Source organism: Pseudomonas sp. N2-3-1-14 (genome assembly GCF_041228395.1).
Lineage (GTDB): Bacteria > Pseudomonadota > Gammaproteobacteria > Pseudomonadales > Pseudomonadaceae > Aquipseudomonas.
The window spans coordinates 1,170,731-1,186,895 of the sequence record NZ_CP166199.1; the positions used below are offsets into that span (position 1 = coordinate 1,170,731).

Annotated in this window: 15 protein-coding genes; 5 read left to right on the forward strand and 10 right to left on the reverse strand. The window is 62.0% G+C overall.

Going from position 1 to position 16,165, the window contains the following annotated elements; translation table 11 throughout:
- Positions 1–3: 3 nt before the first annotated feature.
- The 4 genes from AB5I78_RS05420 to AB5I78_RS05435 form a co-directional block, all read right to left on the reverse strand.
- Complete coding sequence (locus AB5I78_RS05420) at positions 4–486, reverse strand: N-acetyltransferase (protein ID WP_145166226.1); 483 nt, start codon at positions 484–486, stop codon at positions 4–6.
- A 3-nt stretch (positions 487–489) separates the two neighbouring features.
- Positions 490–1,392 (reverse strand): chemotaxis protein CheV, encoded by a 903-nt coding sequence (locus AB5I78_RS05425; RefSeq protein ID WP_145166225.1) that lies wholly within the window; start codon positions 1,390–1,392, stop codon positions 490–492.
- 132 nt (positions 1,393–1,524) lie between these two features.
- A complete protein-coding gene (locus tag AB5I78_RS05430) occupies positions 1,525–2,499 on the reverse strand; it encodes a 2-hydroxyacid dehydrogenase (RefSeq protein WP_369303477.1) in 975 nt (324 codons plus the stop codon).
- Positions 2,500–3,540: 1,041 nt separating this feature from the next.
- Positions 3,541–4,509, reverse strand: coding sequence for a LysR family transcriptional regulator (locus AB5I78_RS05435; RefSeq protein WP_122719937.1), 969 nt, complete (start codon positions 4,507–4,509; stop codon positions 3,541–3,543).
- Positions 4,510–4,691: 182 nt separating this feature from the next.
- On the opposite strand from AB5I78_RS05435, the gene AB5I78_RS05440 reads away from it, so the two are divergent.
- Genes AB5I78_RS05440 through AB5I78_RS05455 form a run of 4 tightly spaced genes read left to right on the forward strand, consistent with a single transcriptional unit; the run spans position 4,692 to position 9,452 of the window.
- On the forward strand, positions 4,692–6,203 hold the full coding sequence (locus AB5I78_RS05440; RefSeq protein WP_369300959.1) for an efflux transporter outer membrane subunit: 1,512 nt from the start codon (positions 4,692–4,694) through the stop codon (positions 6,201–6,203).
- A gap of 10 nt (positions 6,204–6,213) precedes the next feature.
- Complete coding sequence (locus AB5I78_RS05445) at positions 6,214–8,391, forward strand: FUSC family protein (RefSeq protein WP_369300958.1); 2,178 nt, start codon at positions 6,214–6,216, stop codon at positions 8,389–8,391.
- Complete coding sequence (locus tag AB5I78_RS05450; protein WP_119738415.1) at positions 8,381–8,581, forward strand: DUF1656 domain-containing protein; 201 nt, start codon at positions 8,381–8,383, stop codon at positions 8,579–8,581. The genes AB5I78_RS05445 and AB5I78_RS05450 overlap by 11 nt, the downstream gene beginning before the upstream one ends.
- Positions 8,582–8,591: 10 nt before the next feature.
- A complete protein-coding gene (locus AB5I78_RS05455; protein WP_145161251.1) occupies positions 8,592–9,452 on the forward strand; it encodes an HlyD family secretion protein in 861 nt (286 codons plus the stop codon).
- 119 nt (positions 9,453–9,571) lie between these two features.
- Here the strand turns inward: AB5I78_RS05455 and AB5I78_RS05460 are convergent, their stop codons facing one another.
- Together AB5I78_RS05460 and AB5I78_RS05465 are read right to left on the reverse strand one after the other, a co-directional pair.
- Positions 9,572–9,973, reverse strand: a complete 402-nt coding sequence (locus AB5I78_RS05460) for a DUF4440 domain-containing protein (RefSeq protein WP_145161253.1) — start codon at positions 9,971–9,973, stop codon at positions 9,572–9,574.
- Positions 9,966–11,153: an MFS transporter gene (locus AB5I78_RS05465; RefSeq protein ID WP_369300956.1), complete on the reverse strand. Its 1,188-nt coding sequence runs from the start codon at positions 11,151–11,153 to the stop codon at positions 9,966–9,968. Before AB5I78_RS05465 ends, AB5I78_RS05460 begins: the two co-directional genes overlap by 8 nt.
- 111 nt (positions 11,154–11,264) lie before the next feature.
- On the opposite strand from AB5I78_RS05465, the gene AB5I78_RS05470 reads away from it, so the two are divergent.
- Positions 11,265–12,122, forward strand: coding sequence for a LysR family transcriptional regulator (locus tag AB5I78_RS05470; RefSeq protein WP_145161257.1), 858 nt, complete (start codon positions 11,265–11,267; stop codon positions 12,120–12,122).
- On the opposite strand, the gene AB5I78_RS05475 is transcribed toward AB5I78_RS05470, so the two are convergent.
- The 4 genes from AB5I78_RS05475 to AB5I78_RS05490 all read right to left on the reverse strand — a co-directional run bounded on the left by AB5I78_RS05475 (position 12,119) and on the right by AB5I78_RS05490 (position 16,156).
- Positions 12,119–12,931 (reverse strand): SDR family oxidoreductase, encoded by an 813-nt coding sequence (locus AB5I78_RS05475; protein WP_145161259.1) that lies wholly within the window; start codon positions 12,929–12,931, stop codon positions 12,119–12,121. The genes AB5I78_RS05470 and AB5I78_RS05475 overlap by 4 nt on opposite strands.
- A gap of 14 nt (positions 12,932–12,945) precedes the next feature.
- Positions 12,946–13,410, reverse strand: coding sequence for a multidrug transporter (locus AB5I78_RS05480; protein ID WP_106579538.1), 465 nt, complete (start codon positions 13,408–13,410; stop codon positions 12,946–12,948).
- 429 nt (positions 13,411–13,839) lie between these two features.
- Positions 13,840–15,291 (reverse strand): mannose-1-phosphate guanylyltransferase/mannose-6-phosphate isomerase, encoded by a 1,452-nt coding sequence (locus tag AB5I78_RS05485; protein WP_119738428.1) that lies wholly within the window; start codon positions 15,289–15,291, stop codon positions 13,840–13,842.
- A gap of 208 nt (positions 15,292–15,499) precedes the next feature.
- Positions 15,500–16,156 (reverse strand): alginate O-acetyltransferase AlgF, encoded by a 657-nt coding sequence (locus AB5I78_RS05490; RefSeq protein ID WP_169368263.1) that lies wholly within the window; start codon positions 16,154–16,156, stop codon positions 15,500–15,502.
- Positions 16,157–16,165: the final 9 nt, after the last annotated feature.

The following is a 16,165-nucleotide window of genomic DNA, read 5'->3' on the forward strand; positions in this document are numbered from 1 at the left end:
CTGTCAGTCCTCGGGTACCCGGTCGCGCAGCACAAAAACCATGCCCGCGCTTTCATACAGTTGTCGGGCACGCAGGTTGCTTTCGCGCACCTTGAGGTCGACGTAGGGTTCGCCGCGTTGCTTGAACACCTGAAAGCTGTGCAGCAATAACGCGCGGCCCAGCCCCTGGCCTTGGGCGCAGGGATGCACGGAAAGGTTCTTGATAAACGCGCTGGTCCAGCACTGGGCTACACCAAGGATGCCCTCGGCGTTACTGGCGACCAGGCACAGCGTCGGGTCGAACTCGGCATCGGTGACGAACTGCTGGCGCCATTGCTCCAGACCGGCGACGCGGCCGCCGCCCTGGTCCTGGGTCATGCGCAGCACCGCATGAATCGCCGGGGCCAGTTCATCACGGTAATGGCCCAGCCGAGTATCGGCCGGCCACTGCGGGGCGGGCAGGCTGCCGGTCAGGTCGCGGCGCAACAGGTGGAAGTATTGCGTCACCGGTTACAAGCCCTTTTGCGCCACGGTCTGGGCGGCAACCACCAGGCACTTGGTCAGTTCGGGCGAAGAGAACTTGGTCAGCACCGCGTCGGCACCGGCCAGGCGGGCCTTTTCGCTGTTCATCGCGCTGTCCAAAGAAGTGTGCAGCAGCACGTAAAGCTCCTGGAAATCCGGGGTTTCGCGCAGCGTACGGGTGAGGGCGTAGCCGTCCATTTCGGACATTTCGATGTCCGAGACCACCACGTTGATCTGCTCGGCCGTGCCTTGCAGCTCCAGCAGCACGTCGATGGCCTCCTTGGCGCTGCGTGCGGTGTGGCAGGTCAACCCGAGATTGCGCAGGGTGTGCACCGATTGCTGCAGGGCGACCTGGCTGTCGTCCACCACCAGAATCCGCGCATTGCCGAGTACTTCGGCCTCTTCCATGGTCAGGTCGGTGGGCGCCGCTTCAACCGGTGCCGGGGCGATGCCGTGGATGACCTTTTCGATATCCAGCACCTGCACCAGCCCGCCTTCGACCTGGGTGACCCCGGTGATAAACGAGCGGTTGCCACCGGAGCCATACGGCGGCGGACGAATGTCGGTGGTCAGGCAATGCACGATCTTGCTCACCGCCTGCACATGCAAGCCCTGCTTGGAACGGCTGACGTCAGTGACGATCAGGCAGCCGCCGTTCGGGTCTTGCAGGGGCATTTCGCCCAGCGCGCGGCTCAGGTCGATCACCGACAGCGACGCACCGCGCAGCGTGGCGATGCCTTTGACGTGAGGGTGAGACTCCGGCAGCTTGGTCAGCGGCGGGCAGGGGATGATTTCGCTGACTTTCAGCAGGTTGATCGCCATCAGCTTGCCGCTGCGCAAGGTAAAGAGCAGAAGCGAGAGTGAATCTGCGCGGGCTTTGGTGGTGGACATAAAAACCTTCTGTGGATCAGGAATGACGATCTATAGAGGGTTATCGACTCGGGCGCGCCAGGCTTTAACCGGATTTATGCAGGGCTGGCGTGTGTGGGAGCGAGCAAGCCCGCTCCCACAGGGGGGGATGTGTCAGCCCTTCCAGACCTGTGGGTTCACCAGGTCCTGTGGGCGCTGGCCCAGCAGGGCGCTGCGCAGGTTGTCCAGGGCGCGGTTGGCCATGGCTTCGCGGGTTTCGTGGGTGGCCGAGCCGATGTGCGGCAGGGTTACGGCGTTGCTCAGTTGGAACAGCGGCGACTCGGCCAGCGGCTCCTGCTCATACACATCCAGGCCGGCACCCCGAATCTTCTGGGTTTGCAGGGCGTCGATCAGCGCCGGCTCGTCGACCACCGGGCCACGGGAAATATTGATCAGGATCGCGCTGGATTTCATCAGGCCCAACTCGCGGGTGCTGATCAGGTGGCGGGTCTTGTCGCTCAATGGCACCACCAGGCAGACGAAGTCCGACTCGGCCAGCAATTGGTCGAGGCTGCGGAACTGGGCGCCCAATTCCTGTTCCAGCGCGGTCTTGCGGCTGTTGCCGCTGTACAGGATCGGCATATTGAAGCCCAGGCGTCCACGCCGGGCCACGGCGGCGCCGATGTTGCCCATGCCGACGATGCCGAGGGTTTTGCCGTGTACATCGCAACCGAACAGTGGCGCGCCGACGCTGGCTTTCCACTGGCCGGCCTTGGTCCAGGCGTCCAGTTCGGCCACGCGGCGTGCGCTGCTCATCAGCAGGGCGAAGGCCAGGTCGGCGGTGCTTTCGGTGAGTACGTCGGGGGTGTTGGTGAGCATGATTCCGCGCTCGTTGAAGTAGGGCACGTCGTAGTTGTCGTAGCCTACTGACACGCTGGAGACCACCTCCAGTTTGCTTGCGCCTTCGAGCTGTGCGCGGCCGAGCTTGCGGCCTACGCCGACCAAACCGTGGGCGTGGGGCAGGGCCTCGTTGAATTGAGCGTTGATGTCGCCCAGCTTGGGGTTGGGGGCGATGACCTCGAAATCCTGTTGCAGGCGTTCGATCATTTCCGGGGTGACACGGCTGAAGGCGAGGACGGTCTTTTTCATTGCAGGCGGGCTCATCGACTACGGAAGAATGCCAAGCACGCTAACATTCTTGGGGGGGATTGGGGGGAGCTTTTTGGTGTTGTTTGGTGGGTGAGTGAGTACATATCCGTTGCTACGGTAACGGCGGCTGGCGGTTCCGCTCTTACAGCGGGTCACTTTTGGCAAACGCCCGGAATGCCGGCCCAGCCAAAAGTAACCAAAAGGTCTTTGCCCCACCACTAGGTGCCTCGCTTAGGCTCGGCATGCCCTCACTTCGGCCAGCGTGGTTGACGGGGCCTGTCAGATCAAAATCAAGATCAAAAGCAGAGCACGGCGGCCTGGTAGCCGACCTGAGTGGTAGAAGCAAAAGCGGATCAAAAGCACAGCAACACATTTCTATCTGATGCACAGAGATCCAAATGTGGGAGCGGGCTTGCTCGCGAAGGCGGTGGTTCAGTCAGCTCATGTGTCACTGGCCCACCGCCTTCGCGAGCAAGCCCGCTCCCACAAGTTGACCGAGTTCAGCTGCCAGCACCGCAGTGCTTTGCTTTTCTGTGGGAGCTGGCTTGCCTGCGATGCAGGCACCTCGGTCTATCAGTGACACCCAGTTGATGCCATCGCAGGCAAGCCAGCTCCCACCTTTGATTGAGTTCAGGTTCCAGAATCAGGTCGGCTGTCAGGCCGCCTCGGTTTTGCTTCTACCACTCAGGTCGGCTACTAGGCCGCCGTGCTCTGCTTTTGATCTTGATCTGCTTTTGATTTTGATCTTAGGCGCCCCGTTAAACCACGCTGGCCGAACGCAGGCTTGAATCCGTGGGTAACCCGGCAGGACGCCGGGTTAGCCGTGTTGGGCCATGGATGGCCCGTCACGGCGGCCCACGGATTCAAGCCGGAGTGAGGGCACACCGAGCCTAAGCGAGGTGCCGAGTGGTGGGGCAAGAGCCTTTTGGTTACTTTTGGGCTCTTTTCAAAAGTGACCCGCTGTAAGAGCGGAACCCATACCCGCCATCACCCAAATAACGGATATGCCCCCAAAGCCCAAAGCCCAACCCCAAAGCCCAGTCAGTTAGCCAACCGCGCCCCGCTAAGGCTCCCACTCAACTCATACGCCACCAATTCCGCCTGATGCGCCGCCAGAATCTCGGGCAACGACCCGCGCAGATATTCAACCCACGTCTTGATCTTCGCATCCAGGTACTGGCGCGACGGATAGATGGCATACAAGTTCAGCTCTTGCGAACGGTAGTTAGGCATCACCCGCACCAGCGTGCCGTTACGCAACCCCTCAATAGCCGCATACACCGGCAACAGACCCACGCCCATGCCACTGGTGATCGCCGTTTTCATCGCATCCGCCGAATTGACCAGAAACGGCGACGTATTGATCGCCACACTTTCCTGGCCTTCCGGCCCGTTGAAGGTCCATTTATCCAGCTGGATCACCGGGCTCACCAACCGCAGGCACGCATGGTTGAGCAAATCCTGCGGCCGTTGCGCGCAGCCCTTGGTCTTGACGTAATCCGGCGACGCACACGCGATGCTGTAGGTAATGCCCAGCCGCTGGGACACAAACCCCGAATCCGGCAATTCACTGGCCAGCACGATCGACACGTCGTAACCCTCATCGAGCAAGTCCGGCACGCGGTTGGCCAGGGTCAGGTCGAAGGTCACGTCGGGATGCGTACGGCGGTAGCGGGCAATCGCGTCAATCACGAAATGCTGGCCGATACCGGTCATGGTGTGCACTTTCAACTGCCCGGCCGGCCGCGCGTGCGCGTCGCTGGCTTCGGCTTCGGCTTCTTCCACGTAGGCGAGGATCTGCTCGCAACGCAGCAAATAGCGTTTACCGGCTTCGGTCAGTGCGATGCGGCGGGTGGTGCGGTTGAGCAAGCGGGTTTGCAGATGGGCTTCCAGGTTGGAGACCGCGCGCGAGACGTTGGCCGTGGTGGTGTCCAGTTGCACGGCGGCGGCGGTGAAGCTGCCAGCTTCGGCCACGCAACTGAACGCGCGCATGTTTTGCAAAGTGTCCATGGAGTGTTCTCAGGGGAGATAGCAAATTGTGACAGAAAGTTACGCCGTCCAGTGATCCCTACCAACGGATTATCGCTTGAACGGTAACAAAGATTCACAGGAATGCCAGCTTATCGTTCCCCATGGCGCCCCCTAGAATTGCGCCACCTCTTGCGCAACACCACCTCAGGAATACGCTTGCCGTGCCGCGTCGCATCATCAGAGAGCTGAAGACTCTCAGTGTTTGGGCCTTATCGTTAGCAATCAGCGGCTGCATCGGAACCGGAGGAATCGCCCCCCAAGGCCAGGCCCTCAACGCCAATAACCTGGCGACCGACGAAGCCATCCAGAGCGCCGCCCACGACGCTCACTGGCCCACCACGCAATGGTGGCAAGCCTATGGCGATCCGCAACTCAATCAGTGGGTGCAACTTGCCACGCAAAACAGCCCGAGCCTGGCTATGGCCGCCGCGCGGGTGCATGAGGCGCGGGCCATGGCCGGCATCGCCGAGTCGGCTGAGTCGTTGCAGATCAACAGTGACACCACCCTCAAACGCCACAACTGGCCGAAGGATCAGTTCTACGGCCCCGGCGAGTTGAGTGGAACAACCACCTGGGACAACAATTCGTCCCTGGGCCTGAGCTATGCCCTCGACCTGTGGGGCCGCGAAAGCAACGCCAGCGAACGCGCTGTCGACCTGGCGCATATGAGCGCCGCCGAAGCGCGCCAGGCCCAGCTCGAATTGCAGAACAACGTGGTGCGCGCCTACATCCAGTTGTCGTTGCAGTACGCCAACCGCGACATCGTCGCCGCCACCCTGGCCCAGCAGCAGCAGATTCTCGACTTGGCCAATAAACGCCTGAACGCCGGGATCGGCACGCACTTGGACGTCAGCCAGGCCGAAACGCCGTTGCCGGAGACCCATCGCCAGCTCGACGTGCTCGACGAGGACATCGCCCTGAGCCGCAACCAACTGGCTGCTTTAGCGGGCAAAGGTCCGGGCGAGGGTGCACAACTGCAACGCCCGAGTTTGTCCCTCGCCGCGCCGCTGAAATTGCCGTCGAGCCTGCCGGCGCAATTGCTTGGCCAGCGCCCGGACGTGGTCGCCGGGCGGTGGCAGGTCGCCGCGCAAGCTCGTGGCATTGACGTCGCGCACGCCGGCTTCTACCCCAACGTTGACCTGGTCGGCAGCCTCGGCTACATGGCCACCGGCGGCGGCCTGCTGGAGTTTCTGGCGGGCAAGAAATTCAACTACAGCGTCGGCCCGGCGATCACCTTGCCGATCTTCGACGGCGGTCGTTTGCGTGGGCAACTGGGCGAAGCCAGCGCCGGTTATGACCTGGCCGTGGCCAAGTACAACCAGACGCTGGTCAACGCGCTCAAGGGCATCAGCGACCAGTTGATCCGCCGCGAATCGATGGACAAGCAGGCGTCCTTCGCCGCGCAGTCCGTGGCCTCTGCGCAGAAAACCTACGACATCGCGATGATCGCCTACCAGCGCGGCCTCACCGATTACCTCAACGTGCTGAACGCCCAGACCTTGCTGTTCCACCAGCAGCAAATCGAACAACAGGTGCAAGCCGCACGCCTGAGTGCCCACGCCGAACTGGTCACCGCCCTGGGCGGCGGGCTCGGCGCCGGCAACGATGCGCCGCCAGACACCAAGACCCTTCCGAGCAAGACCCCGGCGGCGCTTGCCGTGTTTGATCACTGAGTAGGATTTGATGACGCCCTTGCCTGCACCGCTGCGCTGGTTGCACTCCCTGGAGTGGCGCCGTGGTTTTTTCGACTGGGCACGCAGCGATGGCGTGACCTGGGTCTATATCTTCAAGGTGCTGATCGCCGCGTTCCTCACGCTGTGGCTGGCGATGCGCCTGGAACTGCCGCAACCGCGCACCGCGATGATCACCGTGTTTATCGTGATGCAACCGCAGAGCGGTCAGGTCTTCGCCAAGAGTTTTTACCGCTTCCTCGGCACCCTGACGGGGTCGGCGGTGATGGTCTTGTTGATCGCCTTGTTTGCGCAGAACACCGAATTGTTCCTCGGCGCGTTGGCGATCTGGGTGGGCATTTGCACGGCCGGTGCGACGCGTAATCGCAACTTTCGCGCCTATGGGTTTGTGCTGGCAGGCTACACCGCGGCGATGGTGGGTTTGCCCGCGCTGGCCCACCCGGACGGGGCCTTTATGGCGGCGGTGTGGCGGGTGCTGGAAATCTCTTTGGGGATACTGTGCTCGACGTTGGTCAGCGCCGCGATCCTGCCGCAAACCAGCAGCGCCGCGATGCGCAACGCCTTGTACCAGCGCTTTGGCGTGTTCGCGCTGTTTGTCACCGACGGCCTGCGTGGGCGCAGTCAGCGTGAAGGGTTCGAGGCTAGCAATGTGCGCTTTATCGCCGAGGCCGTGGGCCTGGAAGGGCTGCGCAGCGTCACCGTATTTGAAGACCCGCACATGCGGCGGCGCAATGGCCGGCTGAGTCGCCTCAACAGCGAATTCATGAGCATCACCACGCGCTTCAACGCCTTGCACCAGTTGCTTGAGCGGCTGCGCACGGATGCAGCCGACCACGTCGCCGCGGCAATCAAGCCCGGCCTGCAAGACCTGGCCGAAGTCCTTGACGGTTTCTCCGGCCGTGCGCTCACCAGTCCCGACGCGGCGCGCCTGGTCAATCAATTGAGCGCCTACAAGGATGGACTGCCCGCCAAGGTGCGCAGCCTGCGTGCGAATTTTCAGCAAGGCAATCCGAGTGAAGCCGAGCAGCTGGATTTTCATACCGCCTACGAGCTGCTATACCGCTTTGTCGATGACCTGCACAACTACGCGCAGACCCACGCATCACTGGCCGATCACAGCCATGAGCGCGAGCAGTGGAGCGAAGCCTACACGCCGAAAACCAACTGGCTGGCCTGCGCCGCTTCGGGGATTCGCGCGTCCTTTATCCTAGTCGTGCTGGGCAGTTACTGGGTGGCCACCGCCTGGCCCAGCGGCGCGACCATGACCCTGATCGCCGCCGCCACCGTCGGCCTGTCCGCCGCCACGCCCAACCCGAAACGCATGGCCTTTCAGATGGCTTGCGGCACCTTGATCGGCGCGTTGGTGGGCTTCGTCGAAATGTTCTTTGTGTTCCCGTGGATCGACGGCTTCCCACTGCTGTGCGAGATGCTTGCGCCGGTGATTATCTTTGGCTCGTTCCTCGCCTCCCGCCCGCGATACGCCGGCGTCGGCGTGGGCTTGCTGATCTTTTTCAGCACCGGCTCGGTGCCGGACAACCTGACGGTCTACAACCCTTACAGCTTTATCAATGACTACATCGCCATGGTCATTGGCATGCTGGTGTGCGCGGCGGCTGGCGCGATTATCCTGCCGCCGAACAGCCGCTGGTTGTGGCGCCGTCTGGAGCAGGACCTGCGCGAGCAGGTGGTGTACGCGATCAGCGGCAAGCTCAAGGGCCTGGCGTCGAGTTTTGAAAGCCGCACCCGCGACCTGCTGCACCAGGCCTACGGCCTCGCCGTCGGCCAGCCGCACGTGCAACGCGACTTGCTGCGCTGGATGTTCGTGGTGCTGGAAGTCGGCCACGCGATCATCGAGTTGCGCAAGGAGCAGGCGATATTGCCGGTGCACCCGGCGTATGCCGAGTCGCAACCCTGGCGCCAGGCGATCCGCGTGATGGGCCGCTCGCTGGTGCGGCTGTTCCTGCAACCGAGCGCCAGCAACCTGGAGCGCGGGTTGATTGCCGTCGACCATGCGATCAGCCGCGTGCAGGCCACCGATGAACCCTTCGCCCCGCACTTCGACACCTCGGCGTTGCGCCGGGTGAAAAGCTACCTGCACTTTATCCGCACGTCGTTGCTGGACCCGCAATCGCCCCTGGCTGCCCTCAAAGGATCCCCGAATGCCTCGTGAAATCGCATTCCACGGCGTCTATATGCCGACCATGACCCTGATGTTTTTTATCGCCGCAGGGCTGGCCTGGGCCTTGGACCGCTTCCTGGCCGGGTTCGACCTGTACCGTTTTTTCTGGCACCCGGCGTTGCTGCGCCTGAGCCTGTTCGTTTGCTTGTTCGGCGCCCTGGCGCTGACCGTCTACCGTTGAGAATGCCCCGATGAAAAAGTTTTTCAGCCTGCTCGCGACCTTGCTGGTACTGGCTTTGGCGATCTGGATTGGCCGCACGTTGTGGGTGCACTACATGGAGACACCGTGGACCCGCGATGGCCGCGTGCGCGCCGACATCATCAACGTGGCGGCCGACGTCACCGGCGAAGTGGTAGACGTACCGGTGCGTGACAACCAGTTGGTGAAAAAGGGCGACCTGCTGATGCAGATCGACCCCGAGCACTACCGCATCGCGGTCAAGCAGGCACAATCGCTGGTGGCTTCGCGCAAGGCCACTTGGGAGATGCGCAAGGTCAACGCCCACCGCCGCGCCGACCTCGACGCCCTGGTGATCTCCAAGGAAAACCGCGACGACGCGAGCAACATCGCCGACTCGGCGTTGGCCGATTACCAACACGCGCTGGCGCAGTTGGAAGCGGCTGAGCTGAATTTGAAACGCACTCAAGTGGTGGCGGCGGTGGACGGTTACGTCACCAACCTCAACGTGCACCGGGGCGACTACGCGCGCATCGGCGAGGCAAAAATGGCGGTGGTCGATATGAATTCGTTCTGGGTGTATGGCTTCTTTGAAGAAACCAAGCTGCCCCACGTCAAAGTCGGTGACGAGGCCGATATGCAATTGATGAGTGGCGAGACGCTCAAGGGCCATGTGGAAAGCATCTCGCGCGGCATCTACGACCGTGACAACCCCGAGAGCCGCGAACTGATCGCCGATGTGAACCCGACCTTCAACTGGGTGCGCCTGGCCCAGCGCGTGCCGGTGCGCATTCACATTGATGAAGTGCCGGAGGGCGTGTTGTTGGCGGCGGGCATTACTTGCACGGTGATCGTCAACCCAACACAACACTAAACTGTGGCAACTGGCTTGTGTGGGAGCTGGCTTGCCTGCGATGCCGTACTGTCAGTTGAAGTATGTATGGCTGACCCACCGCTATCGCAGGCAAGCCAGCGCCCACAGTTTGGACGGTGTTAAGCCTTGATAAAGGTTTCGTGCAGATGGCGCCACAGCAACGCCCCGCTGGCCTGCTTCTCGAACACCACGGTGGCGCGTCGATCAGTCTGTGTGCCGCTGTCATCAACCTGATGTTCGCGGTAAGTCACCGTGGCGCCGCGTGCATGGCGGTCGATCCCGGTCATCTCGCTCAAGGTGATTTTCAAGCCCGGGCGCATACCGCCAAGGCGCGTGAACAGTGCTTTCACCCCGGCCGCATTTACCCGCGTGCCGGTGGCGGGTGCGACCATGCTGAACTCGGGTGAGAAGCGCGCCAGCAAGGTTTCCAGTGTGCCTTCAGGCGCAACGCCGGCAAACCATTGCTCGATCTCGACGTGGGTCTGGATCACTTCCTCAAAAAAATCGCTGTAATCAATCATGGCTGGGCTCGTTGGCTGGGTGAAGCAGTGTCCGTACTCTGGAAGCGTCCAGGCGCAGCACTGCAAAAAGGGGCAGCAGTGTCAGGGCTGCCGCTATCGTGAAGGTTATGGCGAAGGAATCCAAGGCCGACAACAACGCACTGAGTGCCGCCGCGCCGAGGCAAAAACTCACTTGTCGATTGATATTCCACAACGCGCTGGCGTCGCCCATGTGCTCGGCGGGAATGTCGAGAAACGCCAGGGTCTGCGCGGTGCTGCTGCACAGGCTGCCGCCCAGGCCCATCAAAGCGTAGGCAAGAATTACTGAGGCCGGCTGGTTCAGCAGCAGGATGCCGATGCATTGCAGGGCCATGCCCGCCAGCAACAGCGGTTTTGGGCCGCAACGGTTAAACAGTTTTTTGCTGAGGTAAATCGCCATTGCTGATGCCAGTGCCCACGGCAACATCAATGCGCCGGTGCGTGTGGCGTCGTAGCCCAGGCCGCGCAAGTAAAGGATGGCGATCAGGCTGGTGCCGATAAAGACGCCGGGGATGAACAGATAGACCAACATCGCCAGGCGCAGCATCGGGCTACGGATCTGCGTGAAGATGCTGCCCACGTCCAGGGCCGGGCGCACCGTGGCAGGCGCGTCAGGTTTTATCCACAGCAGTGCCAGCAGCAACGTGAGCAACGCCAGCGGCAGGTTGGCATAGAAGATCCAGCGCCACGACAGGCTGTCGACGATCAACCCGCCCAGGGCCGGCGACAGCGCCGGCACCAGCAGCGCCACCGACATCACCCGCGCCGTCAACTGGCTGCGTTCTGCCGCTGGAAAATACCGGTAGGCCATGGCCTGGCCCACGGGAATCAGCAGTCCGCCGCCCAAGCCTTGCAGCGCCCGCCAGCCAATCAGGGTTTCGATAGAACTCGCCTGGCCGACCATCAGCGAAGCCCCCGCAAATAACAGCAGGCTCGCCGCGATCAGCGTTCGCTCGCCCATCAGTGCCGCCAGCCACACGCTCAGGGGAATGATCACGGTCAGCCCAAGCATGTAGGCATTGCTGATCCAGGCCAATTGTGTGACCGAGGCGTGCAACTCGCGGGCGATGTCCGGGTAAGCGACCGTGGCGACAAACATGTTCACCAGGTCCAGGGCAAAGCCGAATAAAAAGATCCAGGCGACTTTCGAGCGGTAGGTCATGGACGCGATCCTGCGAATGAAGCGCGCAGGGTAGGCCGCCAGCAGGGTTTGGGCTACGCCGGTTTGCCTGTTAGTTTGTCAAAAATATTTTGACAAAGGAGGGCGCGGCCGATGGTCAGCCTGGACCGATTCGACACCTTCAAGGCTGTGGTAGAAGCCGGTTCGCTTACCGCAGCGGCTGATTTGCTGGGCCAGACCCGCGCCGTGGTCAGCTTCAACCTCAAGCGCCTGGAAGCAGAGCTGGGCGTAACCCTGCTGACGCGCAACACCCGCCAACTGGCGCTGACCGATGCCGGCGAGCGTTTTTACCTGCGCTGCACACGCATGCTTGAAGAAGCGCGCCTGGCGGTGGAAGAGGCGCGCTCCGAACATGCCCAGCTCAAAGGCACGTTGCGCATCACCACCACGGTGGAATACGCGCTGGCGGTGGTTGCTCCTGCAATCGAGGCCTTTCGGCGCTTGCACCCGGACCTGAACATTCACTTATCCACCTCCTCGACCCACGCCGATTTGATCTCGGAACGCTTTGATGTGGCGATTCGACTGGGACGTCTGCTCGACTCCAATCACCGTGCGGTGCAGTTGTCGACCTTCGAGGTGTTTGCAGTGGCAGCACCCGAGTTTGCCGAGGTTCAAACGCTGGATGCGTTGGAACAGGTGCCCAAGCTGGGCCATGGCCGTTTGACGGAACTGAGCCTGACCGACCCGGCCGGTGGTGAGCATCAATACCGTGCCGGCCCGACTGCGCTGGTGGCCGACAGTGCGGCCGTGCTTCAGGCGTTTGCCGTGCGCGGCCTCGGCGTGGCGGTGCTGCCGCAATGGTTGGTGCAGGATGACCTGGCGGCGGGGCGCTTGGTGCGCTTGTTGGCGGACCATCGTTTTGCGCCACAGGGGATTTATGCGATGTACCCGGACACGCGGCATTTGCCGCTGAAGGTGCGCGCGTTTATTGATTTCATGAAAGGCTAGAGCGAGCCCGACAGGCCGAAGCGCTTCTTCAAGACTTTTTCCAACAGGGCCTTGGGCACCAAGGCCGCCATCAGTGGCAGCGCCCGGCAGCCATTGCCCGCGCGCAGCAGCCGTGGCGGCGTTGGCTGTTGCACCGCCTTTAACACCTGCGCCGCGAATTGCTCGGCTGAGGTCGGGTTGTTCTGCGAGGCCTGGGAGCGCGCACGAATGCCTTCGCGCAACGGCCACCACGGTGACTTTTCGTTGATCAACAGCTCGGCTTGGGCGCCGGCGTTTTTCGCAAAATGCGTGTCGATAGCGCCTGGCTGCACTTCCATCACGCGCACACCAAATGGCGCCAGCTCCATGCGCAGTGCGTCGCTCAACGCGTGCACTGCCGCTTTCGAGGCGCAGTAGGCGCCGGCAAACGGTGTCACCAATACGCCGGAGACGCTGCCGATGTTCACCACCAGGCCTTTGGCTCGACGCAGGGCAGGAAACAGCGCCTGGGTCACGCCGACGATGGAAAACACATTGGTTTCGAACTGGCGTTGCATGGCCTCGGTGCCGCCGTCGAGCAGCGGGCCCATGGCGCCATAACCGGCATTGTTGATCAGCACGTCCAGCCCGCCGATCTGTTCGGCGAGCGCCTTGAGCGCCATGGCGTCGTTGACGTCCAGTTGCACGGCCTTGAAACCGGCGGCAGCCAGGGCGCTCACATCATCAGGCTGGCGGGCGCTGGCCCACACTTCATGGCCTGCGGTTTTGAAGGCATCGGCCAGGGCGCGGCCGATGCCGCTGGAGCAGCCGGTGATCAGTACAGTGGGCATGAATCAATCCTTTGTCAGTCCGAGAAACTGCCTTGCAGGTGCTCGGCGCGAAATTCCAGGGTTTGCGGGCGGTAGCCGGGGCGCAGCGGTGGTGTGGGGAGGCAGTCGTCCCAGGTGGCGCCGGCCTGCAACTCGCCGGGGCCGCGATAGCGTGGAGCGGCGTAGACATTGTCGGCCAGGTTGACGGAGTCGCCCGGTGCATAAGCTGCAACGCGCCAGCGCAGTTCGGTCAGCGGTACGTCGTTGCCGTTGCTCAGGACCAGTTTCAGCGGCCGGTCTGGCGGGCATTCCTGCGGCGCATAGCTGATGCGCAGTTCCAGGCGCGACAGTTGCGAGGCTTCGCGGCTGTCCAGCCACACCACCCAAATCGCCACGCAGCCCAGGCCGACAGCGGCGGCCAGCGACACCGGCAACGCCTTGGCCGGGTAGCGCAGCAGCAGGATCAGCCAGGTGATGATCAGGAGAACGCCGAAGAACATGGAGACCACCTCGAATAGGGAACGAGCATCCTAACTTAAGCGTAGGTGGGATTGGCGAGCTTGAGATAAGTGTTGATTGGGCGGCCGCCATCGCAGGCAAGCCAGCTCCCACCTTCGACGGCATTCACAAGTCAAAAGGTGGGAGGGGGCTTGCCCCCCGATGACTGACTTACTGAGCAGAAGAATCCGCCTGCAACCCTCCGATGCAAGCCTCTCGACCAAGACCAAACTGGTCTCGGCCCATTGCAGGCAAGCCAGCTCCCACAGTTGACCGGGTACGTCCGTTGGAATGCGGTCAACTGTGGGAGCTGGCTTGCCTGCGAAGAGGCCTTCAGCAACACCCCAAGGCCCCACAAAAAAAGCCCCCACCCAACCCACTGCGGATAGGGGACGCAATGGGCTGGGTGAGGGCTTCTTTCTACGACTGTATTACTGCGCGATAGTTTTCACCGACACGCCACGTTCAACCGGCGTGGAGCGTCCGTAGATATCTTCGAAACGCTCGATATCGTCTTCGCCCAGGTAGCTGCCCGATTGCACTTCGATGATTTCCAACGGGATCTTGCCCGGGTTGCGCAGGCGGTGCACCGAGGCGATCGGGATGTAGGTGGACTGGTTCTCGCAGAGCAGGAACACGTTCTCGTCACAGGTGACTTCGGCCGTGCCGCTGACCACGATCCAGTGCTCGGCGCGGTGGTGGTGCATTTGCAGGGACAGGCACGCGCCCGGCTTGACCGAGATGTGCTTGACCTGGAAGCGACCGCCCATGTCCACCGAGTCGTAAGAGCCCCACGGACGATAGACTTCGCAGTGGTTCTGGGTTTCGCTGCGGCCCTGGTCGTTGAGGGTGCTGACCATCTGCTTGACGCCCTGGACCTTGTCCTTGTGGGCAATCATCATCGCGTCCTTGGTTTCCACCACCACGATGTTGTCCAGGCCGATCACCGACACCAGCTTGCCGTTGCCGTGAATCATGCAGTTGCGGCTGTCCTGGATCACCACGTCGCCTTTGCTGACGTTACCGTGGATGTCTTTGTCGTTGACCGCCCACAGCGAGGCCCAGCAACCCACGTCGCTCCAGCCGGCACTCAGCGGTACCACGCAGGCGCGCTGGGTTTTTTCCATCACGGCGTAGTCGATGGAATTGTCCGGGCAGCAGGCGAAGGTGGCTTCGTCGAAGGTCACGGTGTCGGCGGTCTGCTCGCTGCGTTCCAGGGTCAACAGGCAGGTGTCGTAGATGTCCGGATCGTGTTTTTTCAGCTCTTCGAGGAAGCGGCTGGCGCGGAACAGGAACATGCCGCTGTTCCAGAAGTAACCGCCGCTTTTGACGAACTCGACGGCGCGTTTTTCATTGGGTTTTTCGACGAACTGTTCAACGCGGCTTACGCCTTCGGGCAGCAGCGAATCGTTGGTGGACTTGATGTAGCCATAACCGGTTTCCGGACGGGTGGCCGGTACGCCGAACAGCACCATCTCGCCACGCTCGGCCGCCACGGTGGCCAGGGCCAGGGCGCGTTGCAGGGCTTTCTGGTCGTCGATCACGTGGTCGGCGGGTAGCACCAGCATCAGCTCGTCGCGGCCTTCATTGACCAGCATCATCGCTGTCAGGGCCACAGCCGGCGCAGTGTTGCGACCGAACGGCTCCATCAGGATGCGCTGGCATTCGAGTTTACGCGTGCTCAGTTGCTCGTTGACGATGAAACGGTGGTCTTTGTTGCAGACCACGATCGGTGAGTCCATGCCTTCGAACACCAGACGCTCCAGGGTTTGCTGGAACAGCGTGTGCTCGCCGGTCAGGGCCAGGAATTGTTTCGGGAACTGTTTACGGGAAAGCGGCCAAAGACGTGAGCCGCTACCACCGGAAAGGATTACTGGGATCATGTGTTTCTCCTTGAATCAATTTGGGTCAGAGCTACGAAGGTTTGTCGTTTCACTCTTGTTTTTGTCTCGGTCTGAACTGACACCCTGGTCCTTGTGGGAGCTGGCTTGCCTGCGATGCAGACGACTCGGTGTTTCAGTTACACCGCAGTGATGCCATCGCGGGCAAGCCCGGCTCCCACAGGGAGCATGGGTCAGTTCAAGAATCTAATCAGCGGGTCGATACCGGGCGTTTTACCCAGACTGGCGAGAGGCTCGAACCGGAACCGGTCACATACAGCACCGCCGCTTCACCGCGCTCCAGGGCCACTGGCTTCACGTCGCCGACCTTTTTGTCGCCGTCATACAGGGCCAGGCTTACCTTCACCGGGTTGATTTCACGCTCGCCACGGCCTTTGGCGGCCACCGACTTGACCACGTCGGTCTTGCCGTCGGCGGTTTTCAGGGTCAGGGCCTTGTCGCTGAGGTTCTGCACGCGCACCAGGGATTTCTGCTTGTTCTTGAACGGCGGTTCTTCGATCAGCTGAGGCTGGCCGCTGCCGCTGTTGACCAGGGTGTAGTAGTGGTCGGCGGCGAGTTTGACCGGCACGGTCTGGCTGCCGACTTTAGCGCTGTAGTCGCCGCCCGGCATGAAGCTGAAGTCACTGCTGGCCAGTGGCGCAACGTCGCTCAGGTTGGTGGCGCCGACGGTGGCGCTGACTTCCTGGTTGCTGGCGTTGTACACACGTACAAAGCTTGAGCCTTTCGGCGCGGTTGGGCCGTAAAGGGCGGCGTCGCCCCCGGCGAAGGCGGACATCGATACGAAGCTCAAGCCGGCAGCAATGGCCAGGGTCTTGGCGAGACGACGCGGAGTAGTAGTGAAAGTCATGTGAGTTAC